Source organism: Cyanobium sp. BA20m-14 (assembly GCF_024346295.1).
Genome location: NZ_JAGQCR010000175.1, coordinates 1 through 6,768, shown reverse-complemented (window position 1 = coordinate 6,768; position 6,768 = coordinate 1). Strand labels below are relative to the sequence as shown.

General features: G+C 58.2%; 5 protein-coding genes and 1 pseudogene. 2 read left to right on the top strand and 4 right to left on the bottom strand.

Annotated features, from left to right (window positions below):
* Positions 1-944: 944 nt before the first annotated feature.
* Positions 945-1,310: pseudogene (locus KBZ07_RS14200) on the top strand (glycoside hydrolase family protein); the annotation flags it as partial.
* 109 nt (positions 1,311-1,419) lie between these two features.
* Here KBZ07_RS14200 and KBZ07_RS14195 read toward each other — a convergent pair.
* From KBZ07_RS14195 to KBZ07_RS14185, 3 genes are all read right to left on the bottom strand, one after another.
* Positions 1,420-1,707 (bottom strand): hypothetical protein, encoded by a 288-nt coding sequence (locus KBZ07_RS14195; protein WP_254932219.1) that lies wholly within the window; start codon positions 1,705-1,707, stop codon positions 1,420-1,422.
* A gap of 56 nt (positions 1,708-1,763) precedes the next feature.
* Positions 1,764-3,344, bottom strand: a complete 1,581-nt coding sequence (locus KBZ07_RS14190) for a DUF4055 domain-containing protein (RefSeq protein ID WP_254932218.1) — start codon at positions 3,342-3,344, stop codon at positions 1,764-1,766.
* Positions 3,345-4,274: 930 nt separating this feature from the next.
* Positions 4,275-5,276: a CBS domain-containing protein gene (locus KBZ07_RS14185; protein WP_254932217.1), complete on the bottom strand. Its 1,002-nt coding sequence runs from the start codon at positions 5,274-5,276 to the stop codon at positions 4,275-4,277.
* Positions 5,277-5,503: 227 nt separating this feature from the next.
* Between KBZ07_RS14185 and KBZ07_RS14180 the strand changes: the two genes are divergently transcribed.
* Positions 5,504-5,956 (top strand): hypothetical protein, encoded by a 453-nt coding sequence (locus tag KBZ07_RS14180; RefSeq protein ID WP_254932216.1) that lies wholly within the window; start codon positions 5,504-5,506, stop codon positions 5,954-5,956.
* 90 nt (positions 5,957-6,046) lie between these two features.
* On the opposite strand, the gene KBZ07_RS14175 is transcribed toward KBZ07_RS14180, so the two are convergent.
* Positions 6,047-6,768: sigma-70 family RNA polymerase sigma factor (locus KBZ07_RS14175; protein WP_254932215.1), on the bottom strand; the 722-nt coding region annotated here is incomplete at its 5' end.

Below are 6,768 nucleotides of genomic sequence, written 5' to 3'. Positions count from 1 at the left end.
TAGGCCCTTGCCTTTAGGCACCCCTTGCTGACTCGAGGAGGAGTTGGGGTACATAATCGCAACAGAAGTTGTATGACTGAAGGTATCACTGACCTACCATCTCTCCCTCGGCCCTATGCCTTTCCTGGCGAGTGCGATGCAATTAGATACCCTGGAGTCACATGCACAGGCTTACACCTTTCCAACTCCTAGCAATGGCAGCCTGTTACTCAAGGACTCCCGAAAAGCAAGATAGATTATTTTCCATTCTGGACTACTTGCCTCTCCAATTGAGCTTTTCAGCGGATCTGCCCAGAGGCAGGTTGCGGAACCGCTTGGAGTTCGGCGTTCGCCGCCTTGCGCCAGCCACTGGTGGCGGCGATTGATTGATCCCCATGTCTGATCGTGTCGCTCCTCTGGCAAGAGCCCAATGATACGCCACTTTATGGCTTCATGAACCCTTTGTTGCGGCTGCTCGGAGCAGCTGCCTCCCAATAGTCTGCTCACCGGCATGATCGTCTTCTCGGCCGGGTTCGTCGGTGCCTGCGAGCTTCCCAACTGGATCCAGGCCCCCCGCCAAGTGAATGCCGGTCTCGCAGCCCGGCTCTCGACCTGTTCTTCCCCTCCGGCATGCAGTCCGCAGCCGCGAAGAACCAGCCGGCCTTGGCCACTGGTCGATGGGGAGTGTTCCGATGAGCCGCCCCATTCCCATTGGCGACAAAGTTGAGCACTTCGATCCTGAGCTGGCTCACCATCGGGCCCGGTTGCAGGCGGTGCTGGAGCGGCTGGTGGACCTTGAGCTCTAGGCACCGGAAGAGGGCAGCGTGCTGCGAGTTCTATTGAAGGCAGCGATGGAGACCAAGGCATCGCAAGCGTGGCCGGAAAAACCGGCTACGGCCACCGTCCTACCCGCTGATATCGCTGTCGCCCCCCCTATGGTGCGGGATTTATAGGGCTTACGGCTCAATTCCTGCCCCGATCACGAGACCGGTGCTGAGCCCTGGACGCTTGGCTTGAGAACTTACAAGGACGGCACTCTGGTCAAGTCCGGCGACACGATCAGCCAGGATCTGGCCGATGCCCTGCTGGAGGGGCGTCTTGCTTGTGACTGGGGTCTGCTGGTCAAGCTGGTGCCCGGCTGGCGGCAGTTCAACGTCAATCAGCAAGCGGCGCTGCTTTCGTTCTCGTACAACTGCGGCCCAGCCTTGTTCGGCGGTCTTGATGCTCTACGTCAATCCTGGCGGTCCCAGCGAGGCGGGCCTGCGGAGGGGGAGGAAGGCGGAGGCCGCTCTATTGAGTGCTGCGCCAGGGAGCAGACCCATCACGGCTGAATCTGCAGCAGGGGCCCCTGCTGCCTGCTGCTACCCAGCCGCTACAAATTCATGCCCCACTTGTCCCGTCAGCGGCGTCAATCGTCACGCCGGCCAACAGCGCGTCATCTTATGCGGCCATGGCCTCGCTGTAGAGCACCGGTCCCTGATCGGCCTTGAGCGCCTGCCTGCTGAGGAAATCGAGGAAGAACCCGAGCAGCAGGCTGTCCTCCTCAGCTTCTCCCTGCTGCGGCTCTTCTGGCTCCAGGCGCAATAGAAGGGTGTTTTCATCAAGCACCTCCGCCTGGCCGGCAGCACCGGCGAACTGGGAATGGTCCCGGTAAAAGGCCGCAGGCAACCGCAGTCCGTAGGAGTTACCAATTCGGGCAGGGGTCACGCGGTAGGTGGAGATAGCCATGCAAAGCAGCGGTCCAAATCCAGACACGCACCACGTTGATCCAGGTTCGCTTGCGCTCAGGCTGCTGCCCCGCCATCGAGTCCCAGCTGCTGGCGCAGCTCGGCCCCATCGATCACCCCCCGCTCATGCAACACCAGCCACTCCTGCACTGAGGGCTGGGGTTTGCGCGGCGGTTGGGGCGGCACTAGCGGGCAAATCTCCACGCTGCAGGCCGGTGTGTCGGACAGTTTTTCACCGGTGAGGCGGGTCCACTGGAGCAGCAGGGTGCTGAGCATCGAGCTCTTCTGGCCCGCCAACGACTGCAGCACCGCAAAGCTCTGGCCGGCGGTGAGCGAAATCTCCAGCTCGGTGCGAGCCGGGCCGCGGCCACCGGCGGGGATCAGGGCGTCGCGCCGCATTGCTTCTTCCAGCTGCTGCAGGTAGGCCCGGTGCTCCGCCAGCGAACGGGCTTCTATTTCGACCCACTGAAACTTGGCACCCTCCGGCAGGTCCATGAAGGAGGAGGTGGAAAGCACCAGGCGCTGGGGACGCTGGCCTTCTGCGCCACCATTAGATGCACTCGAGCCCAGGGCACCATCACTGCGGCGGAAGCCGTAGGCATCCACCAAGCCCGTGCGCACGCCTACTGGCAAGGCGGTACGTGACAACAGATCCTCGTAGTCGCTGCGGCAGCGGTAGTGGTTGAGGTACTGGTGGGCTAGTCCCAGGTGGGGCAAATCGCCCTCTCCAAAGGCACTGCCATCCACTGAGTACCAGAGGGCCGGAAGGTCAAAGCGCTGAGGCAGCAGCGAAGGCTCACCCACCGGCACCACGTCGTAGCCATCGACAGCACCGGGGTTGGGATTGGCCTGCCAGCTGCGCAGCACCAGGCCGTCATCGGTGACCGAAAGGCTGCGGTAGATCCAGGCCTGTGGATCCGGCACTAAGCCGCCATGGGCGTCGATCACCACAGTCGGCACGGCTGCATTGCCGCTGGCGAACCGGGGCGGCAGGGCTTGGCGGCGCGGCTCCCGCCAGACGATCTTGACCGGCCCCGATGCCGGAGCAGAACTGGCGGCATCGGTAGGCAGGCGCCAGTTGAGCAGGTCGCCTCGGGGTACCAGCTGCAGCCGGGGCAGGGATAGCCGGTCGCCCTTGGCGAGGGCCTCCAGCCGGTCCCCTTCTGAGGGCCAGCGGTGCTGGGGCGGCAGCTGCAGGATCAGGCAGCCGCCATCGCGCAGGGTGAGTAGGTCGGCAAGGAACAGGAACACTCCCAGGTCGGTGCCCTGGCCATCCACATCAGTGACCACCCGGGTCAGGGAGTCGGGCAGCTCCTGCCAGCTCAGGCGCGAAAGCATCCCGGCGTAGGTGCGTAGAGCATCGCGGTAGAAGCCGGTGGGGCGGGCGGCTTCTAGTCGTTTGAGATAGCAGGTCTCGGGCTCCTCAATACCGCGGGGTAGGTAGACCGGCCGGCGGCTGGTGCCATCAGGGAGTTCGAGCAGGGTCCAGCAGTCGTAGACCAGCTGCAGTCGGTCCCGAAGGCCAGAGAGGGTGGGGTGCTCCAGCCAGGGAGGCTGGTTTGGAACTTGGGCCTGTGTCTCTGGAGGGGAGAAGGGTCTACTGGGTGTGGTTGTCCTGCGGCGGCGGGTGGTGGGCACTGGCTGCTGCTTGTGGTCTCAGCTCTTGCCAGAGACCGTCATTGGCCACAGGGAGGTCTATGCAGAATCTGCATGATTTGGGTCTTAGCTCATGGCAAGTTGGTAGGTCGATCAAGCCGCGAAGCTTGGGATCTTCTATGGGTCCGTATAAAAACCAGGCGTAATAAGCGCTTTACCTGGGATTGGCTCCAAAGTAGTGGGTTTCGACTTCGACTCGGAAAGGCTTCGGGTTCTTATGCGGTCCACGGAGGTTCTCGTTATCGCTTAGCGAGGATCCGCCCGTATAGCGTTAGATGGTCACAGCGGAGGGGCGTTGGCGATTTGGGAATTCAAATGTAGGGTATGGAGGAAGTAACAGATGGCTCCGAATGTCGAGAACTCCCGCGAATAAGATTCTCATCGCCCTAAGCGCATCTGTGCTTTCTATTGGCTTGGATGTTAGTTTGGGGATGGCTCAAGCAGTGAAGCCTCAAATCTCAGAGCTTCCTGATTCCTCAATTCCCAGAGGCTGCGGCTATTCGCTAGATGACTGGAAGGGAACCACGCTTGCATGGGCTCCATACCAATATGAGGGCAATACACAACCAAATAATCTTCTCATGTCCATCGACGGAGAGGTCCGGGAACTACCGATAAACTCTCGCGGTGAAAATCACATCTCTGCCTATGACGGGAGATACTACGTTGATATTCGGACCCCAAGATGGAAACGAGTTGGAAGTGAGCTTTCCCAAGCTCGAGCCACTCTGCTCCTTAGAAATACAAAGGCTTACATCGAGGCAAACATTGTAGTAAGAGCGTCACAAGGATGCTAGGATATGCTATTTCATGGCCAGCTAACATCAAGATACAGCGAGCGGATGTGAAGTGCATATCTGCGTTCGATGAGACTTCGGCCGCTGATCTTGAGCATTGAACAGATGCAAAGAACTATAAAGGCCTTGGTGCTGGTTCAGGGCTGATGCATGTAAGAAGCCTCTTTGCGCTCTGCAGCTCTTTTCTGACTTCGTTGTCAAGCCCATCAGGATCAAAATGCATCACGTCGTTTCTAATCTCGCGAACTCTGTCAAGGATGCGAACGAATTCGGTACGATCGATTGCCAGCCCAAGTCTTGACCAGTTCTCTTCGGATTGCACCAGTCGAACGTATTCACCAAAAGTGAGGTCTGCAACTGTTGTAATCGTTCTTCCATCGTCTCCAGCTCTGACGCTCATCAGTTGCTGGTGAGTAAATCTTCCGTCTATTAGACGCCGAACATGCTTCTCAATCTCTCCAACAAGGAGGAATGGCTCAGCCAATGCCTGGAACTGTTCCGCAATATCATGGATGGTCAGAATACCCTGAAATGTCCGGTCTGGAGCTTGAACGACAACTACATCATGTAAAAGGATGCGCTGAACAACCTGGACTAAGTCGTCGGCATGATTAACGATCTCAGCGTGTTCCATCGCATCTTGAACTCGATTGGGTTGTCTGCCGCCTGCACGCTCAACGCCAAGTGAACGCCAACTGAACATGCCATCAATAGTCCGGGCTTCGACATGGCTCATTACCGGAAGCTGAGAAAAATTGTTCTCGAGCATTAGTGTTATGGCGCGCTCCACTGTCTCAGACTTCGATACCGCGATAATCTTCCTGTGAGCAGCAGCTACAGAAGTAACTCTTATTACGGGATCATCAACAGTTCCACCTCGCACAATGTCATCTTCAATGGGCCCACCAGTTCGTTTTATTTTTACGGGTTCGTCGAGATAAGCGGTCTCAAAGGACGGGTCGGTTTCAAGGTTGGCTGCAGATAATGCACCGTGAATTGCTGCGACTACATTGACCCCACGCCGTGTCTTCCCAAACCAGGCTAGAACATCTCTTACAAGATACTGGGGTTCCACTCCCTGCTGGATTGAATTAATCGCGCTTTGTGGAATCGCCATCCCGAATTAGAAACGGCATCTGCATAGCCCTAAGAGCCTAACAGTCCCCTGAAGTGGGCAAGCCACCACCAGCTCTCTGCTACGCCACGCCACACTCCTCGGCTGCCACTCAGGGCCAGCGTTGAGCTGACTAAGAAGCCATTGAAGATACGCAGGCATATCCGCTATACCCTGAACCCTACAGGCAATCGCATAAATCCATGAAACCCTTGTCCATCCTGAGATCCTTGTCTGCATCCTTTTTTGCGGTTGGTTTGCTCAGTTCCTCTGCGCCTGCAATTGCAGCTCCACCAACTCTCACTGGCTTCTCCTATCGAGAGGCAGGATTTGGAGGCTGTCAAGGAAGTGCTGTTCACAGGGGGCAAGATCCAGGAGAGGGGGTGCAGTTAGCAGCATGGGAATATGGAGGAAGTGGACCAGGCGTCGTTAACTTTGTCGTAGCCTTGGACGGGGTCATGCATAACCTGGCAGCCCGCAACGCGCAATTCGAGGATGGCGATGGAAAGATTCGCTCGACTTACGAGACACAATTTGGGATTTATAAGATTTCGGTTGTCTACGTGCTTGCAGGAATGAAGGGAAGTGAGATGTTGGGTGGTGACGGATCGATTCGGATTGAAAACACTACCAAGACTGGGGACGCCAGTGTTGTCTTGATTAGCGCTGAGGAAGGTTGCTGACAAAGATGCAGTCTTGTATAAAGATACAGCAGATGAGCGTGGATTTGATTTGCAAGGCTGCCAACTGGTCCCCCTGCTGATGTTGAGCATTCACTCAATTTGAAAAGCAACCACCCGTACTGAGCAGGCGTCAACAATCTGAATCCACTGCTCGCGGCTAATTCCTATTCGCTCCAGCATCTCGCCCACACCAACTCCTGAGGCAAGCAACCGCTGCCCCCGCGCATGCAGCTCCCGCCAAGTCGGCGGCACCTTCAGTAGAAAGCCGTTGTCGCGGAGAAAGTGCGTGATCTCCCCGTTGGCATAGGTGCGCCCGTAGGGCCGAAATGGCCCCCGAGAAGGGTCGTAGCGGCGGGCAGCTTTGATTAGCCCGATCATCGCCAGCTGCAGCAAGTCCTCCTTCGGGTGAACAGTGCGCCGAGCGAAGTTGCCTGCGATCTTCTCTGCCAGGTCCATATGCTCCAGCGCCAGGGCATCAGCAGCGGCATGGGGCCGCACTGGCCGCTGTCGCTGTGGCCTGCAGCGCGTCGGCGGCTGATACTTAGGCCTCGGCGGGTGATGCACCGGTGCCTGCAAGTTGATCTCCAGCTGCTCTGCCCGGGCATGGCACGCCGGCCGTCGGTAACGCTGTTGCTTGAGCATTTGCGCCGCACCTGCTGCATCACCTACCAGCACGACTGTGATCGGCAGCACCAGCTGCACTACAGCCGGAGTCAGCACCGCAGGGGGTGGGCTCTCCATCGCGGATGGCGTGGAACATTCCCGCACCGCGGACACCAACGGCTCGCTCACAATCCCCATCACCGGCTCAC